Origin of the sequence: Mitsuaria sp. BK041 (genome assembly GCF_014193085.1) — a bacterium.
GTDB lineage: Bacteria > Pseudomonadota > Gammaproteobacteria > Burkholderiales > Burkholderiaceae_C > Roseateles.
This window is the reverse complement of sequence record NZ_JACHYT010000001.1, coordinates 2,286,801-2,304,467: the sequence shown is the minus strand read 5'-3', so window position 1 is coordinate 2,304,467 and position 17,667 is coordinate 2,286,801. Positions and strand designations below refer to the sequence as shown.

General features: G+C 71.2%; 13 protein-coding genes. 8 read left to right on the top strand and 5 right to left on the bottom strand.

Annotated features, from left to right (window positions below):
* Positions 1-4 precede the first annotated feature (4 nt).
* The 3 genes from FHT38_RS09895 to FHT38_RS09885 all read right to left on the bottom strand — a co-directional run bounded on the left by FHT38_RS09895 (position 5) and on the right by FHT38_RS09885 (position 4,092).
* Positions 5-1,738, bottom strand: a complete 1,734-nt coding sequence (locus tag FHT38_RS09895; protein WP_183491603.1) for a DUF1302 domain-containing protein — start codon at positions 1,736-1,738, stop codon at positions 5-7.
* A 47-nt stretch (positions 1,739-1,785) separates the two neighbouring features.
* A complete protein-coding gene (locus FHT38_RS09890) occupies positions 1,786-2,562 on the bottom strand; it encodes a coniferyl-alcohol dehydrogenase (protein WP_183491601.1) in 777 nt (258 codons plus the stop codon).
* Between the two features lie 66 nt (positions 2,563-2,628).
* On the bottom strand, positions 2,629-4,092 hold the full coding sequence (locus tag FHT38_RS09885; protein WP_183491599.1) for a benzaldehyde dehydrogenase: 1,464 nt from the start codon (positions 4,090-4,092) through the stop codon (positions 2,629-2,631).
* Between the two features lie 280 nt (positions 4,093-4,372).
* Here FHT38_RS09885 and FHT38_RS09880 point away from each other — a divergent pair, with 280 nt between their 5' ends.
* The 8 genes from FHT38_RS09880 to FHT38_RS09845 all read left to right on the top strand — a co-directional run bounded on the left by FHT38_RS09880 (position 4,373) and on the right by FHT38_RS09845 (position 14,773).
* The gene (locus FHT38_RS09880) at positions 4,373-6,241 is read left to right on the top strand and encodes a sigma-54-dependent Fis family transcriptional regulator (protein WP_183491597.1); all 1,869 of its coding nucleotides are present in this window, start codon (positions 4,373-4,375) and stop codon (positions 6,239-6,241) included.
* 232 nt (positions 6,242-6,473) lie between these two features.
* Complete coding sequence (locus tag FHT38_RS09875; protein ID WP_183491595.1) at positions 6,474-7,715, top strand: thiolase family protein; 1,242 nt, start codon at positions 6,474-6,476, stop codon at positions 7,713-7,715.
* A gap of 7 nt (positions 7,716-7,722) precedes the next feature.
* Positions 7,723-9,291 carry an acyl CoA:acetate/3-ketoacid CoA transferase gene (locus FHT38_RS09870; protein WP_183491593.1) on the top strand — a complete coding sequence of 523 codons (1,569 nt, stop codon included), beginning with the start codon at positions 7,723-7,725 and terminating at the stop codon, positions 9,289-9,291.
* Positions 9,288-10,103 carry a crotonase/enoyl-CoA hydratase family protein gene (locus tag FHT38_RS09865; protein ID WP_183479499.1) on the top strand — a complete coding sequence of 272 codons (816 nt, stop codon included), beginning with the start codon at positions 9,288-9,290 and terminating at the stop codon, positions 10,101-10,103. Before FHT38_RS09870 ends, FHT38_RS09865 begins: the two co-directional genes overlap by 4 nt.
* On the top strand, positions 10,100-11,950 hold the full coding sequence (locus tag FHT38_RS09860; RefSeq protein WP_183491590.1) for a feruloyl-CoA synthase: 1,851 nt from the start codon (positions 10,100-10,102) through the stop codon (positions 11,948-11,950). The genes FHT38_RS09865 and FHT38_RS09860 overlap by 4 nt, the downstream gene beginning before the upstream one ends.
* 5 nt (positions 11,951-11,955) lie before the next feature.
* The gene (locus FHT38_RS09855) at positions 11,956-12,729 is read left to right on the top strand and encodes an SDR family NAD(P)-dependent oxidoreductase (RefSeq protein WP_183491588.1); all 774 of its coding nucleotides are present in this window, start codon (positions 11,956-11,958) and stop codon (positions 12,727-12,729) included.
* 41 nt (positions 12,730-12,770) lie between these two features.
* Positions 12,771-13,799, top strand: coding sequence for an aromatic ring-hydroxylating dioxygenase subunit alpha (locus FHT38_RS09850; RefSeq protein ID WP_183491586.1), 1,029 nt, complete (start codon positions 12,771-12,773; stop codon positions 13,797-13,799).
* Positions 13,796-14,773 (top strand): PDR/VanB family oxidoreductase, encoded by a 978-nt coding sequence (locus FHT38_RS09845; RefSeq protein ID WP_183491584.1) that lies wholly within the window; start codon positions 13,796-13,798, stop codon positions 14,771-14,773. Before FHT38_RS09850 ends, FHT38_RS09845 begins: the two co-directional genes overlap by 4 nt.
* Positions 14,774-14,794: 21 nt before the next feature.
* Here FHT38_RS09845 and gtfA read toward each other — a convergent pair whose 3' ends face one another.
* Both gtfA and FHT38_RS09835 read right to left on the bottom strand, forming a co-directional pair.
* The gene (gene gtfA / locus FHT38_RS09840) at positions 14,795-16,291 is read right to left on the bottom strand and encodes a sucrose phosphorylase (protein WP_183491582.1); all 1,497 of its coding nucleotides are present in this window, start codon (positions 16,289-16,291) and stop codon (positions 14,795-14,797) included.
* A complete protein-coding gene (locus FHT38_RS09835; RefSeq protein ID WP_183491580.1) occupies positions 16,288-17,631 on the bottom strand; it encodes an MFS transporter in 1,344 nt (447 codons plus the stop codon). Before FHT38_RS09835 ends, gtfA begins: the two co-directional genes overlap by 4 nt.
* Positions 17,632-17,667 lie beyond the last annotated feature (36 nt).

Sequence of the window (17,667 nt, the reverse complement as noted above, 5' to 3'; positions counted from 1 at the left end):
GGCGTCAGAAGGTGCGCGAGACGGCGAGGCTGACGTAGGCGCGGTCGCGCAGCGTCTGGCCGAAGGTGAGCTGGCGCGGCGAGCCGCTGCCGGCGACGAGGGTCTCGGTGAAGGTCCTGGCGGTGCCGAAGAAATCGCTGTAGGTCAGCGCGACGTTCCAGGCGTTCTGGTACTTGCCCTTGAGCCCGATGCTGTAGTCACCGGCCTTGGACGCGCCGCCGGCGAAGTTGGCGATGGCGGAGGACCGGCCGCCGAAGTTCCAGCCCAGGCCGATGGGGACCGAAAGGTCCAGTCCCGGCAGCACCTGGAAGTACTGCGGCTCGAAGAGCACGCGCAAGGCGAAGGCGCCCTTGGTGGTGTTCGGGTCCAGCCCGCCGATGCCCTGGCTCGCGCCGTTGCTGGCGGCGAAGATGTCCTTGGTCACGCTGAGCCGGCGGTTGTAGGCCAGCTCGGCCAGCAGCGCCCCGCCCTGCCACAGCGCGCCCGGCTGCAGCACGTAGATGCCCGAGGCCTGCAGATGGGCGGTGCGGCCCACCGCGAAGCACGGCGCGTCGCTGCCACCGCAGCTCAGCACCGGGCCCAGGCCGAGCACGGCGGGATCGCTGTTCAGCGGCGCGTTCCAGCGCAGCGAGCCCTCGACGGCCCAGTTCAACTGGCCGATCGACGAGGTGACGCTCGCGCCGAGGGTGCGGATGTCGTCGCCATAGGCCAGATGCACATTGCCGTTGACGAAGTCGAACACCGGCACGGCGGGCGTCTTGTCGTGGTACTGCGCGGCGTAGAGGCCGAACTCGTAGTCGCTGCCGGTCGGGCTGATGCGCAGTTGCACGCCGCCCTGCCCCGAATCGCGCGGACGCAGGTCACGGCTCCTGTCGTAGGTCAGCAGGATGGGACTGCCGTCGGGCGCCTGGCCAAAGTTGACGGTGCCGGTGCCGACGTAGTCCTGGTTGGAGAAGTAGCTGCCGACGCCGGGGATCTTGCTGGGCCGCCACTTGAGCTGGTAGTAGGCGCCCAGCGAGAGGCCCTCGGCGATCTGCAGCGAGCCCGACACCTGTTCCACCGGCAGCAGCACTTCCTTGAACTGCCAGCCGGGCACCGACATGATCTTGGCCACGTCCACCGGCCCTTGCGCGTTGGCGATGCCGTTCTGGCCGAAGAAGAGGCTCTCGCCCCATTGCAGCGTGTGGCGTCCGATGCGCACGGTGCCCTTCATGCCGGCGATCTCGCCCTTGAAGTAGACGAAGGCATCGAGGAACTCGCCGCTGCGACCATGCTGGCGGCGCGTGTCGGGGAGGAACTCGTTGGCGGCCTGGCCCGGGAAGCCGTTGGACGTCGGGACGGCGGTGCCCAGGTCGTTGCCGCCGGCGTAGAGCTCGGTGCCGGCGTAGCGGTTCTTGCGCAGGTAGACCGCGTCACGCCACGCGTTGCCGCTGAGCCGCGCGCCGAAGTTCTGGCTGGTGAGGTCGAGCTCGGCCAGCAGGTCGAAGCGGTTGGAGATCTGTCCGCGCTTGAAGTTGTGGTCGCCGTCGTCCTCGTTGACGGTGCCGGGATCGACCGCCACGTCCAGGCGCGTCAGCGCGGCGGACGGATTCTTGAGCCGCACGGCGGTGCTGTACTTGGGCGTCAGGTCCAGGCGCAGCTTGTAGTCGCTGCTGGGCAGGTCGATGTCGAAGGCGTGGGCGGCCGGCAGGGCAAAAGCTGCCGCCACCGCCAGCGCGAGGCGGGTGGGTCGGGTCATGGTGTCTCCTCGAGGGTGGTGCGGGCTCGGCGGCCCGCTTGAATGAATCAGAGGTAGGTCGAGGCCAGCCCGCCGTCGACCGGCAGGTTGACGCCGCTGATCCAGCGCGACTCGTCGGCGCACAGGAAGGCGATCACGGGCGCGACCTCATCCGCCAGCGCCGGGCGCTTGATGCGGTGGGCGTCCTTCTGCACGCGCTCCTCGCCGAGCATCTGCACGAAGTCGCCCAGGATGGGCGTCATCACCGGACCGGGCGCGACGCAGTTCATCCGCACGCCATGCGCGAGGAACCACTTCTGCGACTGCGTGAGGGTCCAGACGATCAGCGCTTCCTTGAAGTACTGGTAGCAGGTCTCCTGCGCCACCGGCTTCTTCGCGAGGAAGGCCAGGCCGGCCTCGAAGCTGGGCGTCTCCGCCAGCGCCTTGTGCAGCGCCAGCCGCTCGGGCCATTCGGCGCCGAGGATGGAGGCGATGTTGACGATGGCGCCGCCGTGATTCCCATGAGGCAGGCGCTCGATGGCGCGCGTGCACAGGTGGCGCAGCCCGAGGTAGTTGACCCGCGCCACCAGGTCCACCGGCGCGGTGCCGGGCACGCCGGCGATGTTGCACAGCGCGTCGAAACGCTCGGGCAGCTGCTTGAAGGCGGCGTCGATGGCGGCCTGCTCCGACAGGTCGGCCTTGATGAAGCCGTCCAGCGTCAGCGCGGGCTCGTTGCGGTCCACGCCGATGACGCGCGCGCCCTTCAGGCGCAGGAAGCGCGCGGTCTCGGCGCCGATGCCGGAGCTCGCGCCGGTGATGACGATGGTCTTGCCATGGAAGTTCATGCTTGTCTCCTCGTGTGTTGTCGTCTGTCTGCTGCCGCGGGCCCGCGCCGTCTCGCGCGGTGCGCGTCAGAACGGGAACTGCGGCGGCGCGTCCTTGACGGTCAGCCATTGCCAGGTGCTGAACTGCTCCCAGTCGCCGGGGCCGCCGTGCGAGTTGCCGTTGCCCGCGATGCCGGGGCCGCCAAAGGGATTGACCGCGTCGTCGTTGACCGTCTGGTCGTTGATATGGACCATGCCGGCGCGCAGTTGCCGCCCCAGCGCCAGCGCGCGGCCGACCGAGCGCGAGATCACGCCGGCCGCCAGCCCGCCCTGGCTGTCGTTGGCCAGCGCCACGGCCTCCTCGTCCGTCTTGAAGGTCACCAGGTTGACGACGGGGCCGAAGGTCTCGTGGTCGTAGGTCGGCATGCCGGGCCGCACGCCGGCCAGCACGGTGGGCTTGTAGAAGAGCCGATCGAAGGTGCCACCGGCCAGCAGCTGGGCGCCGGCCCGCACGCTGGCCTGCACCGCGGCATGCACGCGGTCGCGCTGGCGCTCGTCGATCAGCGGCCCCAGCGCGACCTGGCCGGTGGCACCGTCGCCCACCGGCAGTTGCCGGGCCTTGGCGACCAGGCGCTCGGTGATGGCGGGGGCGATGGCCTCGTGCACCAGCACGCGATTGCTGGCCATGCAGATCTGGCCCTGGTGCAGCCAGGCGCCCCAGGCGATGTTGCTCGCGGCCAGGTCGAGGTCGGCGTCGTCGAGCACGACCAGCGCATTGCTGCCGCCCAGCTCCAACGAGACCTTCTTCAGATGGCGGCCCGCCAGTTCGCCGATGCGGCGCCCCACGCCGACCGAGCCGGTGAAGGAGATCATCGCGACGGCCGGATCCTCGACCAGCGCCTCGCCCACGGCCGCGCCGCCGGGCAGGACGTGCAGCAGGCCGGCGGGCAGGCCGGCGGCCTCGAAGACGCGGGCGATCAGGAAGCCGCCGCTGACCGGCGTGCGCGGATCGGGCTTGATGACGACGGCGTTGCCCGCGGCCAGTGCCGGGGCCACCACGCGCAGCGTCAGCACCAGCGGGAAGTTGAAGGGCGAGATCACGCCCACCACGCCCAGCGGCACGCGCCGCGCGAGGGACAGCCGGCCCGGCGTGCTGGGCAGCACCTGCCCCTGCGACTGCAGCGGCATGGAGGCTGCGATCTGGCAGAACGCGATGGCCTCGCGCAGCTCGTGCTGGCCCTTGGGCAGGATGGCGCCGCTCTCGCGGGTGACGAAGAGCGCCAGCTCGTCGAAGTGGTCCTGGAACAGCTGCGCCGTACGCAGGAACACCGCGGCGCGCTCGCGCGGCGGTGTGGCCGCCCAGCCCGCCTGCGCCTGCGCGGCGATGCGCGCGGCCGGCGCCACGTCGGCCGCCACGGCAACGCCGGTGCGCGTCAGCACCGCGCCGGTGGCGGGCTCGATCAGGTCGGCGGACTCGGCGGCGGCGCGCCAGCCACCGCTGTACACGTGCTCTTGCCACAAGGCGGGGTCGAGGAAGGGTCGAGAGGTCATGTCAGGCCACGCTGAAGAGGTTGAAAGGCACGAACCCGGTGTTCGCTCGCCCTCTTCCAGTGCAACGCCCGTGCCGCGCCGTGCCAGGGCGGCGCGCCGCCGCGGTGCATCGATGCGCCGGCCTGGATCGTTTTCAGAGTGAAACCATCGCCCGCCCTGGGACTTTCCCTGCCCTCAATGTGAATGCCACTGTCACGGGTTATCCCGGGTCATCGATATTTATGAAATGAAAACAATTTGAGGGCCCGACCCGCGGTCGACCTGCTCAATTGATCAAGCCATGACCAAGCCGCCTCGCATCTCCCTGGCCGAAGTGGCCCGCCAGACCGGCACGATGCTGCGCCGCGGCGACAGCCGGCACTTCGTCGAGGCACAGCAGCCGACGATGGACGACCTGACCGAGTCGCTGTTCTTCTCGCCCGGCGACGGCCGCATCTGGCTCAACGACCAGCGCATGCTGCTGCTGCACAGCTCCGCCGTCGGGCACCTGCGGCGCGAGTTGATCGACACGCTGGGCCTGGAGCGCGCGCGCGGCCTGCTCACGCGGGCCGGCTACGTGTCCGGCGCGCGCGACGCGCAGTTGGTGCGCGAGCGCTGGCCGCAGGCCGACGCGGCCAACGTCTTCATGGCCGGCACGCGGCTGCATGCGCTCGAGGGCGTGGTGAAGGTGACGCCGCTGGCCTTCGACTTCGACATCGATCGCGGCACCTACGAGGGCGAGTTCCTCTGGGAGCACTCCAGCGAGGACGACGAGCACATCAGCGCCTACGGCATCGGCACCGAGGCGGCCTGCTGGTCGCAGGTGGGCTACGCCACCGGCTACGTGACCAGCCTGTTCGGGCAGCTCGTGATCTTCCGCGAGGTGGAGTGCCGCGCCATGGGCGCGAGCGTCTGCCGCGTGATCGGCCGCCATGCCGCGGCCTGGGGCGACATCAGCGAGGACCTGCGCTACCTGGAGGCCAAGGACTTCCGCCGCATCAACGCCGCCGCGGCCCCCGCCCCGACGCCGCGTGCCGCGTCGCCCGACACCCGTGGCGAGCGGCCCGCCGAGCGTGATGGAGACCCCGCCGAACGCCACGCAGAAGGCCATGCAGAAGGCCATGCAGGCCACCAAGCCGAGCGCCATGACATCGTCGGCGCCTCCTCGGCCTTCAACTCCGCCTGCCACCAGCTCGCGCGCGTGGCGCCCACCCGCGCCACCGTGCTCTTCACCGGCGAATCGGGCGTCGGCAAGGAGGCCTTCGCGCGCCGGCTGCACCGCGTCAGTCCGCGCGCGGCTGGGCCCTTCATGGCGGTGAACTGCGCGGCCATTCCGGAGACGCTGATCGAGAGCGAGCTCTTCGGCGTCGAGCGCGGCGCGTTCACCGGGGCCAGCCAGTCGCGCCCTGGGCGCTTCGAGCGGGCGCACGGCGGCACGCTGTTCCTGGACGAGATCGGCACGCTCAGCCTGGTCAGCCAGGGCAAGCTGCTGCGCGCGCTGCAGGAGGGCGAGATCGAGCGCGTGGGCGGCACGCGGGTGCTGGAGGTCGATGTCCGCGTGGTCGCCGCGACCAACGTCGACCTGCAGGCCGAGGTCAGCGCCGGGCGCTTCCGCGAGGACCTCTACTACCGCCTCAACGTCTACCCCATCCATTTGCCTCCGCTGCGCGAGCGGCGCGACGACGTCCCGCTGCTGATGGCGCATTTCCTGCGGCGCGAAGCTCAGCGGCACGGCCGCCATCCGACCGGCTTCACGCCCCGCGCCGTGCGGGCCATGCTGCACTACGCCTTCCCCGGCAACATCCGCGAGCTGCAGAACCTGGTCGAGCGCGGCGTCATCTCGGCCGAGGACGGCCAGGCCATCGACGTGGCCCACATGTTCCGGCGCGAGCAGCTCAGCGACGAGGCGCTGCTGGCCATCGGCGCGCACGGCACGCTGCGCAAGGGCGCCGCGCCCCCGCCGCGCCTGCTGGACCTGCTGGGCGAGGCGCTGCATCCCGGCAGCGCCGGCCACGTGGCGCTGGACGCCATCGAGCGCCAACTGCTGCGCGAGGCCACCGAGGCCGAGCACGGCAACCTCGCCGCCGCCGCCCGCCGGCTGGGCCTCACGCGCGCGCAGCTGGCCTACCGGCTGCAGCGCGCGGCGCAGCCGCCGGCGCCTGCCGGCTGAGCCGCGGCATCTGGTCGGGGCAATCAATTCATTTAAGTAATCAATCCATCGCTTGACGGCCGGCGGCGACATCGCCTCGGCCGCGCAAGCCTGCGCCACACCGTCGATCAGGTGCCGTTGAAGCCGCTGATTGCGGTTCCGATGTCCGTGCAAACCCTGAATGTCTTGCTCCGCTTTTAGTTAATACTGTTAATCATCAGCAGCCAAGCAGCTGGCATCGCCAGACGCCCCCATGCCCGACTTCTCCGCCCGATTCGACGATCACTGGCTCCTCGACGGCGCGCGCACGCCGCTGGTGGACTACTGCGGCGCGCTGGCCGATGTCTCCCCCATCGACCTGGGCATCAAGGCGGCCCGCGCCGCGCTGACGCGCGCCCAGGTGCCCGGCGCCGCCATCGACTCGGTCGTCACCGCCTCGATGGCGCAGGCCTCCTTCGACGCCTACATGCTGCCGCGCCACGTCGGCCTGTACGCCGGCGTGCCCATCGCGGTCCCGGCCATCCTGGTGCAGCGCATCTGCGGCAGCGGCTTCGAGATCATTCGCCAGGCCGCCGACCAGATCACGCTGGGCTACGCCAGCCTGGCGCTGGTGGTGGGCGCGGAGTCGATGTCGCGCAATCCGATCTGCGCCTACACGCACCGCGGCGGCTTCCGGCTCGGCGCGCCGGTCGAGTTCAAGGACTTCCTGTGGGAAGCGCTGGACGACCCGGCCGCCAAGGTCTCGATGATCCAGACGGCCGAGAACCTTGCGCGGAAATACGGCATCACGCGCGCCGAGGTCGACGCCTATGCCGCGTCCTCGTTCGAGCGCGCGCTGCGGGCGCAGGCCGACGGCTTCCATGCCGGCGAGATCGTGCCGGTGACGAGCGAGCGTTTCGAGCTCGACGGCTATGAGCCGCGCGGCATCAAGCTGCCGCGCAAGGTCGCCGTCGCCGATCGCGACACCCATCCGCGCCCGTCCCCGCTCGAGGCGCTCGCCGCGCTGCGGCCGGTGTACGAAGGCGGCGTGCAGACGGCCGGCAACTCCTCGGCGCTGGTCGACGGTGCGGCGGCGGTGGTCGTGGCCTCCGGCGTCCAGGTGCGCGATCGCGGGCTGCGACCGCTGGCGCGCCTGCGCGGTGCGGCCGCAGCCGGCGTGCCGCCCGAGATCATGGGCATCGGCCCCGCGCCGGCCATCCGTGCGCTGCTGTCGCGCTGCGGGCTGACGCTGGCCGACATCGACCTCTTCGAGATCAACGAGGCCCAGGGCGCCCAGACCCTGGCCTGCGCGAAGGAGCTCGGCCTGGACCTGGACCGGCTCAACGTCAACGGCGGCGCCATCGCGCTGGGACATCCGCTGGCCGCCACCGGCGTGCGCCTGACCCTCACCGCCGCGCGCGAACTGCAGCGTCGCGGTGGCCGCTACGCCATCGTCTCCGCCTGCGTCGGCGGCGGCCAGGGCATGGCGCTGCTGATCGAAAACCCCGCTGCCTGAGGCCCCCATGAAGATCATCACCGCCGACCAGGTCGGTCCCCTCGTCAAGGATGGCGCCACCCTCTTCCTCGGCGGCCTGGCCATGATGGGCCTGGCCGAGGAAGTGCTGCAGGGGCTGGAGCGCCACTTCCTCGCCACCGGCCATCCCAACCAGCTCACCACCTGGGCCTGCGGCGCGATCGGCAACGCCGGCAGCGGCGGCATGGCCCACCTGGCCCATCCGGGCATGGTCAAGCGCGTCGTCGCCGGCCATTTCGGGCAGACGGGCAAGGCCATGATGGCCAGGGTCCATGCCGGCGAGGTCGAGGCCTACAACTTCCCGCAAGGCTCGCTGTCCAGCCTCACGCGGCATATCGCCAGCCGCTCGCCGGGCCTGCTGACCAAGGTCGGCCTGGGCACCTTCGTGGACCCGCGGCAGGAAGGCGGCCGGCTCAACGCCGCTTCGCGCGAGGACCTGGTGCGCCTGGTCGAGTTCGAAGGCGAGGAGTGGCTCTTCCATCCCGCGCCGCGCATCGACGTCGCCTTCATCCGCGCCACCTATGCCGATGAACGGGGCAACCTCAGCATGGACAAGGAAGGCGTGCTGCTGGAGCAGCTCACCATCGCGCAGGCCGCGCGCGCTTGCGGCGGCATCGTGGTCGCGCAGGTCGAGGCGGTGGTGGCCGCCGGCAGTCTGCATCCCAAGAGCGTCAAGGTGCCGGGCCTGGTGGTGGACTACGTCGTCGTCGCCCAGCCGGAGAACCATCTGCAGACCATCACCACCGCCTTCAATCCCGCCTTCAGCGGCGACGTGCGCGTGCCGCTGGACCGCGTGCCGGCGCTGCCGCTGGACGAGCGCAAGGTCATCGCCCGCCGCGCCGCGATGGAGCTGCGGCCCGGCGCGGTCACCAACCTGGGCATCGGCATCCCGGCCGGCGTACCGTCGGTGGCGGCCGAGGAAGGCGTGGCGGGCCTGCTCACGCTGAGCGTCGAATGCGGCGTGAACGGCGGCGTGCCCGCGCAGGGCGGCGACTTCGGCTTGGCCTATAACCCCGAGTCCATCATCGAGCAGTCCTCGCAGTTCGACTTCTACGACGGCGGCGGCCTGGACTGCAGCTTCCTGGGCCTGGCCCAGACCGACCGCCACGGCAACGTCAACGTCAGCAAGTTCAATGGCCGCCCGGTGGGCTGTGGCGGCTTCATCAACATCACGGCCTCGACGCCGCGCCTCGTGTTCTGCGGCAGTTTCACCGCCGGGGGCGTCGAGCTCGCCGTCTCGGACGGCGAGCTCCACATCCGTCAGGAAGGCCGCGCGCGCAAGTTCGTCGAGCAGGTCGAGCAGATCACCTTCAACGGCCGCGATGCCGCGCGCCGCGGCCAGGAGGTGCTCTTCGTGACCGAGCGCGCCGTCTTCGCGCTGCGCGAGGACGGCCTGGAGCTGACCGAGATCGCGCCGGGCATCGACCTCGAGCGCGACGTGCTGGCCCACATGGAATTCCGTCCGCTGATGCGCGACGTGAAGACCATGGACGCCGGACTTTTCCGCGACCATTGGGGCGGCCTGGCCGCCGCCCTCACCTCCGCGAGCCCCGCATGAACGCCGCCACCGACTTCCTCCCCGCCAGCGGCCTGCTGGCCCAGCTCGACCTGTTGCTCATCGAGCATGCCGGCGCCGTCACGCATCTGCGCCTGAACCGCCCCGCCAAGCGCAACGCCATCAACGAGGCGTTGATGCGGCAGCTGCACACCGCCCTGCTCAACCTGCCGGCGTCGACGCGGGCGCTGGTCGTCAGCGGCGAAGGCGCGCACTTCTGCGCCGGCCTGGACCTGTCCGACCTCAGCGAGCGCAGCGTGGCCGAAGGCGTGCTGCACTCGCGCGGCTGGCATGTGGTCATGGACGCGCTGCAGTTCTGCAGCGTGCCGGTCGTGGCGGCGCTGCACGGCGCGGTCGTGGGCGGTGGGCTGGAGCTCGCGGCGGCCGTCCACATCCGCGTGGCCGACGAGACCGCCTACTTCGGCCTGCCCGAGGGCCAGCGCGGCATCTTCGTCGGTGGCGGCGGCTCGGCCCGCATCCCGCGCCTGGCTGGCACGGCCTGCATGACCGACATGATGCTCACCGGCCGCGTGCTGGATGCCCACGAGGGCGAGCGGCGCGGCCTGGCGCAGTACGTGGTGCCGCCCGGCGAGGCCGTCGCCAAGGCCATCGAGCTGGCCGGCCGCATCGCGCAGAATGCGCCGCTGTCCAACTTCGCCGTGACCCAGGCGCTGCCGCGCATCGCCGACCTGCCGCAGGCCGACGGCCTGTTCATGGAGTCGCTGATGGCCGCCATCGCCCAGGGCGACGAAGTGGCCAAGCAACGGCTGCAGGACTTCCTGCAGAAACGCAGCCCCAAGATCGTCAAGTCATGAAGCCGCGCTACCGCCCCGTCGCCACCGGCGGCTGCCTGGACCACACCCGCGTCGAGCCGCGCGACGACGGCGGCTTCGTGCTGCGCTCGACCGAGGCGCTGGCGGCCTATCCCCGGCACATGGGCGAGCGCCTCCAGCACTGGGCGCGGACCGCGCCGGACCGGCTCTTCGCCGCGAAGCGCGATCCGGACGGCGCCTGGCGCGCCCTCAGCTACGCCGACATGCTGGCGCGGGCGCGCTCGCTGGGCCAGGCGCTGCTGGACCGGGGCCTGGGCGTGGAGCGACCGCTGGTCCTCCTGTCCGACAACGACCTCCCGCACCTGAGCCTGATGCTGGGCGCGATGTGGGCCGGCATCCCGAGCGTCAGCATCTCGCCGGCCTACTCGCTGGTGTCGACCGACTTCGGCCGCCTGCGCCACATCGTCGGCAAGGCCACGCCGGGTGCCGTCTACGCGGCGGATCCAGGCTACGCCGCGGCCATCGAGGCGGTGGTCGAGGCCGGGACCTGCGTGGTCCTCGGCGAAGGCCGGCTCGCCGGCCGGGCCATAGAGCGCTTCGACGACCTGCTGGACACCGCACCGGGGCCCGAGCTGGACGCCGCCCACGCGCGGATCGATCCCGACACCATCGTCAAGCTGATGTTCACCTCGGGCTCGACCAAGGCGCCCAAGGGCGTGATCGTGACGCAGCGCATGTGGTGCGCCAACCAGCAGATGACGCTGCAGACGCTGCCCTTCCTGGCGGAGGAGCCGCCGGTGGTGCTGGACTGGCTGCCGTGGAATCACACCTTCGGCGGCAACCACAACCTGGGCATCGTGCTCTACAACGGCGGCAGCCTCTACATCGACGAGGGCAAGCCGGTGCCGGGCCGCTTCGAGGACACGCTGCGCAATCTGCGCGAGATCGCGCCGACCATCTTCTTCAACGTGCCCAAGGGGTATGACGAGCTGGTCTCGGCGCTGCGGGCCGACACCGCGCTGCGCGACCACTTCTTCAGCCGGCTGCGCCTGGTGGAATGCGGCGGCGCGGGGCTCTCGGCCAAGACGCTGGACGCCTTCAACCAGCTTGCCGAGGCTGCCATCGGCGAACGCATCCGCCTGGCCGCGGGCCTGGGCATGACCGAGACCGCCCCGACCTGCACCTTCGCCATCCCCGAGGACAGCCGGCCCGGCTTCATCGGCTGCCCGGTGCCCGGCGTGGAGGTCAAGCTGGTGCCGGCCGGCGACAAGCACGAGGTGCGCTTCCGCGGCCCCAACGTGATGCCCGGCTACTGGCGCGAGCCGGAGCTGACGCGCGAGGCCTTCGACGACGAGGGCTACTACCGCACCGGCGACGCCGCGCGGCCCGCCGATCCCGCCGACCCGGCCCAGGGCCTGATGTTTGACGGCCGCATCGCCGAGGACTTCAAGCTGTCCACCGGCACCTTCGTCAGCGTCGGCCCGCTGCGCGCCCGCGTGGTCGCGCTGGGTTTCCCCTGCGTGCACGACGCGGTCGTCACCGGCCTGGGGCGCGACGAGATCGGCCTGCTGATCGTGCCGCGCCTGGGCGAGGTCCGCCGGCTGGCGGAGCTGCCCGACAGCCTGCCCGCCGCCCAGGTGCTGGCCCATTCGATCGTGCGCGGCTTCTTCCAGGACCTGGCCGACCAGCTCTGGGCCCAGGGCACCGGCAGCGCCAACCGCCCGGCGCGCCTGCTGCTGCTGGCCGAGCCGCCATCCATCGACGGCGGCGAGATCACCGACAAGGGCTCGATCAACCAGCGCGCGGTGCTGAGCCGCCGCGCGGCGCTGGTCGAGCTGCTGCACGAGGCCGCTGACGGCCATCCCGACGTCATCACCCCCCACCGCTGACCACCATGAACCTCACAGGACAAGCCGCCCTCGTCACCGGCGCCGGCTCCGGCCTCGGCGAAGCCGTCGCCCGTACCCTCGCCGCCCAAGGCGTTCGCGTCGCGCTGCTCGACATCAACGAAGCCGGCGCGCGCCGCGTGGCCGACGAGCTCGGCGCCGACCGCGCGCTGGCGCTGCGCTGCGACATCACCGATGCCGCCTCCGTCACCGCCGCGCTGGACGCCGCCACGGCCGCCCACGGTCCGGCCCGCATCCTCATGAACGTCGCCGGCATCGGCACCGCCAAGCGCATCGTGCAGCGCGACGGCTCGCCGGCGCCGCTGGAGGACTTCGAGCGCGTCGTGCGCATCAACCTGATCGGCACCTACAACATGACGCGCCTGGCGGTGAGCCGCATCGCGGCGCTGGCGCCGCTGGCCGACGGCGAACGCGGCGTCGTCGTCAACACCGCCTCGGTCGCCGCCTTCGATGGCCAAGTCGGCCAGGAGGCCTACTCGGCCTCCAAGGGCGGCATCGTCGGCATGACGCTGCCGCTGGCGCGCGACCTCGCCCAGTTCGGCGTGCGCGTCTGCACCATCGCGCCCGGCCTGTTCGCCACGCCGCTGATGAAGGAATTGCCCGAGGAGGTGCAGCAGAACCTGGCCGCGGCCATCCCCTTCCCCAAGCGCCTGGGCCTGCCCGAGGAATTCGCCGCGCTGGCCGCGCACATCGTCGCCAACGGCCACCTCAACGGCGAGGTCATCCGCCTCGACGGCGCGCTGCGCATGGCGCCGCGCTGAGCGCGCCGGTCCCGCCCCAGGTCCGTTCCCGAGGAGTTCCCATGTTCATCACCAACACCTGGTACGTCGCCGCCCGCAGCGAGGAGGTCGGCACCGACAAGCCGCTGGGCCGCCAGGTCTGCAACCACGCGATGGCCTTCTTCCGCGACAGCGCCGGCGCCGTCCGCGCGGTGGAGGACTTCTGCCCGCACCGCGGCGCGCCGCTGTCGCTGGGCCGCGTGAACGGCGACACCCTGGTCTGCGGCTACCACGGCCTGGCCATGGGCGGCGACGGCAGGACCGTGTCCATGCCCTGCCAGCGCGTGCGCGGCTTTCCGGCCATCCGCAGTTTCCCGGTCCATGAGGCGCACGGCTTCATCTGGGTCTGGCCGGGCGACGCCGCGCAGGTGGACCTGGCCGCGCTGCCGGCCTTCGAGTGGCTGGGCAACCCGGCCTTCGGTTACGGCGGCGGCCTGTACCACATCGCCTGCGACTACCGGCTGATGATCGACAACCTGATGGACCTCACCCACGAGACCTACGTGCATGCCGGCAGCATCGGCCAGAAGGAGATCGACGAGATCCCCTGCACCACGCGCGTGGATGGCGACCACGTCATCACCGAGCGCCACATGCAGGGCATCGAGGCGCCGCCGTTCTGGCGGATGGCGCTGCGCATGAACGGCCTGCCCGAGGACCAGCCGGTGGACCGCTGGCAGATCTGCCACTTCACGCCGCCCAGCCACATCATGATCGAGGTCGGCGTGGCGCTGGCCGGCCACGGGGGCTACGAGGCGCCCGACGAGGTCAAGGCGGCGAGCTGGGTGGTGGACTTCATCACCCCGGAGACCGACACCTCCATCCACTACTTCTGGGGCATGGCGCGCAAGTTCAAACCGCAGGACCCGGCGCTCACCGAGCAGATCCGCGAAGGCCAGGGCCGGATCTTCGCCGAGGACCAGGAGATGCTGGAGCGCCAGCAGCAGAACCTGCTGGCCTGGCCGCAACGCCCGCTGCTGATGCTCAACATCGACGGCGGCGGCGTGCAGTCGCGCAAAGTCATCGATCGGCTGATGGCGGCGCGGGCATGAGCGCGCCGATCCTCGCGCCCATCACGGCGCTGATCCCCGTCCGCGTCCAGGCCAAGGCCACCGCCGCGCACGACGTCTGCGCCATCACTCTCGTGGCCGCCGATGGCGGCGCCCTGCCCGCGTTCACCGCCGGCGCGCATGTGGACGTGCATCTGCCGGGCGGCCTGGTGCGGCAGTATTCCCTCAGCAACGATCCCGCCGAGACCCATCGCTACGTGCTGGGCGTGCTGCTGGAAGCGACCTCGCGCGGCGGATCGCGCGCGGTGCATGAGCAGTTGATGCCGGGCCAGACGCTGCAGATCGGCGCGCCGCGCAATCATTTCCCGCTGGTGCCGTCGGCCCGTCGCAGCCTGCTGATCGCCGGCGGCATCGGCATCACGCCGCTGCTCGCAATGGCGCGCCAGCTCGCCGGCGCGGGCGCGGACTTCGCGCTGCATTACGCGGCCCGCGACCTCGAGCGCATGGCCTTCCGCGCGGAGATCGAGGCCAGCGCCTGGGCCGGCGCGGCCCGCTTCCACGCCGGCCCGGACCGGCTGGACGTGCCTGGACTGCTGGCGGCGCAGGCGGCCGACACGCATGTCTACGTCTGCGGCCCCAAGCGCCTGATCGACGCCGTGACCGAGGCCGCCCGGGCGCTGGGCTGGGCGGGCGACCGGGTCCATCACGAGTTCTTCGCCGGCGCCGAGGCACCGCCCCCGGGCCAGGACCGTCCGTTCGAGCTCGAGCTGCGCTCGGGCCGCGTCATTCCCGTGGCGGTCGGTCAGAGCGCCGCGCAGGCGCTGATCGCGGCGGGCATCCCGCTGCTGACGTCCTGCGAGCAAGGCGTCTGCGGCACCTGCCTGACCGGCGTGCTGGCCGGCGAGCCCGAGCACCGCGACCTGTACCTCACGCCGGAGGAACAGGCGGCCAACGACCAGTTCACGCCCTGCTGCTCGCGCGCCCGGAGCGACCGGCTGGTGCTCGATCTCGGTTGAGCGCGCGAGGGTTGAAGTCCTTCAGCCCAAGCGCAGCGAAGTCTCCTCGCCCGAGGGCCCGGAGAAGCGCAAACCGTGCCGCGCCGGGTCCTTGAAGTCGATCCACAGCTCGGCCTGGTGCTCGCCGCGGGTCCAGGCGAGTCGAAGCTCCTCATCGCTCCCGCCGCGCATCTCGAACTGGCCGTTGAAGGCGGGGTGCGCGTTGCGCAGCTCGATCAGCCGCAACAGCTGCTGGACCACGTCCGCGCGCAGGCCTTCGTCGATCTCCGCGCGGGTGTAGTGATGACGGTTGATGTCGCGCCCGACGCCGGTGCGCTGCAGCAGCGCCAGGTCGTTGCGCCCGGCCAGCAAGCCGACGTAGTACACCTGCGGAATGCCGGGCAGGAAGAACTGGATCGCGCGCGCCAGCAGGTAGTCGCGCTCGTTGCCGCCCAGCGCGTCGAAGAAGGTGCAGTTGACCTGGTACAGGTCGAGGTTGGAGGCCGCCGCGCCGGTGGCCAGGCGGCTCTCGCCGCGGCTGTTGCGATGGATCCATTCGACCAGCGCATCCAGCTCCTCGGGCGGCACCAGTCCCGGCGATCCCGCGCGGTCGGCGGCGTCCGCGCCGATGTCGATGATGCCGATGCCGTCATGCGTGTCGAGCACCGTCAGCGCATTGCGCGGCCGCATGGCCGCCCACTGCTTCAAGGGCCCGGCCGTGCCGAAGGCGAAGGCATGCAGCACCAGCGGCGGCAGCGCGAAGTCGTACACCCAATCGACCTGACGCGCGATCTCGATCTGGCGGCGGTAGTAGCTGTGCACCTCGACCAGCACCTCGATGCCCAGCGCCCGCGCCTTGGCGCTGAAGGCGGCGATGAAATCGAAGGTCTCCGGCATCATGAAACACGAGCGCCCCGCCCGCTTGATCGCATACCCCGCCGCATCCAGCCGGATGCTGCGGATGCCCACAGAGGCGAAGCGGCGCAGGATCGCGTCCAGGTAGGCCTCGCCGCTGGGATGCTCGACGTCGATGTCGATCTGCTGCGGCGTGAAGGTGGTCCAGAAGAGGCGCCGCGCATCGCCCGCCGGCAGCATCGTCAGCGGCAGGCCGGGACGCGGCCGGTAGACGGCGGTCAGCAGCGCCTCGTTCGCGCCGTCGGGGAACACGGCGTCCAGCGTCAGGAACAGGCCGGCATGCTCGGACGCCTCGCCGCGCGCCTGGTAGTCGAGGAACTGCGGCGACTGCGAAGACATGTGGTTCACGATCACGTCGGCCATCACGTCCAGTCCGCTCTCCGGCGCCGCGAGCGCCGCCAGGTCGGACCAGTCGCCCAGGCGCGGGTCCACCCGCGTGTGGTCGATCGGATCGAAGCCCGCGTCGGCGCCGTCGATCGGATGGAAGAACGGGAGCAGGTGCACGCCGCCGAAGCGGCCGCGCAGCGGATTGCCCTCGCCTTGCGTCAGCAGCGCCTGCAGCGCGCGCAGGTCCCCGCCGCCCAGGCGGTCGACATAGGTGATGAGTTGAACTTGGTTCTTCATGGACGGTCGAGGGTGACGGGGGGCGGGAGCGACGTCGCGCGCGCGGGCGCCTTCACCCGCAGCGTCGCCAGCGCGGCCAGCAGCATCAGCGTGCCGGCCAGGCGCAGCACGTTGGCGGGATCGCCGCGCAGCACCGTGTCGTAGAGCAAGGGCAGCGTGAGCATCTGCAGCAGCATCGGGATCACGATGAACATGTTGAAGATGCCCATGTAGACGCCGGCCCGCTCCGGCGGAATGCAGCCGGCCAGCATCACGTAGGGATTGCCCATCATGCTGGCCCAGGCCACGCCGATGCCCAGCATCGGCACGAACAGCCAGGCGCGCTCGCGCACCAGCGGCAGGCTCCACATCGCGATGCCGGCGGCCACCAGGCAGGCCGCATGCACCCGTCGCGCGCCCAGGCGGCGCGTCAGCGGCAGCATGGCCAGGGCGGCGAGGAAGGCGACGAAGTTGTAGAAACCGCCGATCTGCCCGTTGAGCAGGCCCGCCTCGCGGAAACCGGCCGAGGACGCGTCGCTGGTGCCGAACAGCGAGCGCGCCAGGCTCGGCACGATGTAGATCCAGTAGCACATCATGGCGTACCACTGGCACAGCTTCATCCACCACAGCCGGCGCATCGTCTCGGGCATCTCGCGCAGCGCCGAGACGATCTCGCCGACGATCGCGGCCGGCGTGCGCGGCTGGGCGCGCAGCGCGTCGAGCGCACGCGGCGTCATCGGCAGCTCGGGCACGCGTCGCACCGACCACCACACCGTCGTGAACGACAGCAGCGCGCCCAGCCCGAAGGCCACCGTCGTCGTCTGCGGGATGTGGTTGCCGCCGACCGCATCGCGGCTCATGCCCATCGCCACCAGCAGCGAGGGCGTCAGATAGGCCAGCGTCTGCGCCAGGCCGGTGAAGGCGCTCTGGATCATGAAGCCGGGCACGTGCTGCGACTCGTCGAGCCGGTCGCTGACGTAGGCGCGGTAAGGCTCCATCGTCATGTTGTTGGCCGCGTCCAGGATCCACAGCAGCCCCGCGGCGAACCACAGCGCCGGGCTCATCGGCATCAGCAGCAGCCCCAGGCTGCACAGCAGCGCGCCGAACAGGAAGTACGGCGTGCGCCGGCCCCAGCGCGTGACCGTGCGGTCGCTGACCGCGCCGACCAGCGGCTGCACCAGCAGCCCCGTCACCGGGCCGGCCAGCCAGAGCAGCGGCAGCGTGGCCTCGTCGGCGCCGAGGTACTTGTAGATCGGGCTCATGTTGCTCTGCTGCAGACCGAAGCTGAACTGGATGCCGAGGAAGCCGACATTCATGTTGACGATCTGCGCCAGGCTCAGGCGCGGCTTGATGCCGTTCATGGCTGCTCCGGTGCGGCCAGCGCGGCCCGCCAAGGG

Bases quoted from the DNA above. Each gene is read 5' to 3' on its own strand.
- FHT38_RS09890 (WP_183491601.1), bottom strand. From the start codon at position 2,562: ATGAACTTCCATGGCAAGACCATCGTCATCACCGGCGCGAGCTCCGGC.
- FHT38_RS09870 (WP_183491593.1), top strand. From the start codon at position 7,723: ATGAAGATCATCACCGCCGACCAGGTCGGTCCCCTCGTCAAGGATGGC.
- gtfA (WP_183491582.1), bottom strand. From the start codon at position 16,291: ATGAAGAACCAAGTTCAACTCATCACCTATGTCGACCGCCTGGGCGGC.
- FHT38_RS09895 (WP_183491603.1), bottom strand. From the start codon at position 1,738: ATGACCCGACCCACCCGCCTCGCGCTGGCGGTGGCGGCAGCTTTTGCC.
- FHT38_RS09860 (WP_183491590.1), top strand. From the start codon at position 10,100: ATGAAGCCGCGCTACCGCCCCGTCGCCACCGGCGGCTGCCTGGACCAC.
- FHT38_RS09845 (WP_183491584.1), top strand. From the start codon at position 13,796: ATGAGCGCGCCGATCCTCGCGCCCATCACGGCGCTGATCCCCGTCCGC.
- FHT38_RS09835 (WP_183491580.1), bottom strand. From the start codon at position 17,631: ATGAACGGCATCAAGCCGCGCCTGAGCCTGGCGCAGATCGTCAACATG.
- FHT38_RS09855 (WP_183491588.1), top strand. From the start codon at position 11,956: ATGAACCTCACAGGACAAGCCGCCCTCGTCACCGGCGCCGGCTCCGGC.
- FHT38_RS09885 (WP_183491599.1), bottom strand. From the start codon at position 4,092: ATGACCTCTCGACCCTTCCTCGACCCCGCCTTGTGGCAAGAGCACGTG.
- FHT38_RS09875 (WP_183491595.1), top strand. From the start codon at position 6,474: ATGCCCGACTTCTCCGCCCGATTCGACGATCACTGGCTCCTCGACGGC.
- FHT38_RS09850 (WP_183491586.1), top strand. From the start codon at position 12,771: ATGTTCATCACCAACACCTGGTACGTCGCCGCCCGCAGCGAGGAGGTC.
- FHT38_RS09880 (WP_183491597.1), top strand. From the start codon at position 4,373: ATGACCAAGCCGCCTCGCATCTCCCTGGCCGAAGTGGCCCGCCAGACC.
- FHT38_RS09865 (WP_183479499.1), top strand. From the start codon at position 9,288: ATGAACGCCGCCACCGACTTCCTCCCCGCCAGCGGCCTGCTGGCCCAG.